Origin of the sequence: Mycobacterium sp. IS-836, from assembly GCF_001954275.1 — a bacterium.
In the GTDB taxonomy this organism is placed as follows: Bacteria; Actinomycetota; Actinomycetes; order Mycobacteriales; family Mycobacteriaceae; genus Mycobacterium.
The window spans coordinates 1-665 of sequence record NZ_MBEU01000067.1 but is presented as its reverse complement, the minus strand read 5'-3'; the positions used below and the strand labels follow the sequence as shown (position 1 = coordinate 665).

At 69.9% G+C, this 665-nt stretch carries 1 protein-coding gene; it reads left to right on the top strand.

Annotated features, from left to right (window positions below; all coding sequences use genetic code 11):
• On the top strand, positions 1 to 665 hold a 665-nt coding region (locus A5747_RS18415; RefSeq protein ID WP_142245643.1), incomplete at both ends, for an SDR family NAD(P)-dependent oxidoreductase.

Genomic DNA, 665 nt, shown 5'->3' with positions numbered 1-665 from the left:
GTCGGCGCCGGGGTGGATGTGGTGCTCAACTCGCTGGCCGGTGAGTTCATCGACGCGTCGCTGCGGTTGCTGTCCGATGGTGGGCGCTTCATCGAGATGGGCAAGACCGACCTGCGCGACCCGCGGCAGGTCGCCGCCGACAACCACGTGCACTACCGGGCGTTCGATCTGATGGAGGCCGGCCCGGACCACATCGCGGCGATGCTGGCCGAGCTGATGGGGCTCTTCGCGGCGGGCACGTTGAAGCCGTTGCCGGTCAAGACCTTTGACGTGCGATCCGCCGCCACGGCGTATCGCTTCATCAGCCAGGCTCGCCACGTCGGCAAGGTCGTTTTGACGCTACCCGACGGGCCCGGTAACGCGGTGCTGGCCGGGTCGGGCGGTGGCCTTGCCGGGGGCAGTGTGGTGGTCACCGGGGGCACCGGGATGGCGGGTTCGGCGCTCGCGCAGCATCTGGCGACGCGTTATGGGGTGGCGCATGTGGTGTTGGCCAGTCGCCAGGGCTCGGATGCCGAGGGTGTGGCCGAGGTGGTGAGTCGGCTGGAAGACGCGGGGGCGCGGGTGTCGGTGGTGGCCTGCGATGTGGCCGATCGCGATGCGGTGGCGGCGTTGATCGCGGGGCTGCCGGCGCAATATCCGCTCAAGGGGGTGTTTCACGCCGCGGG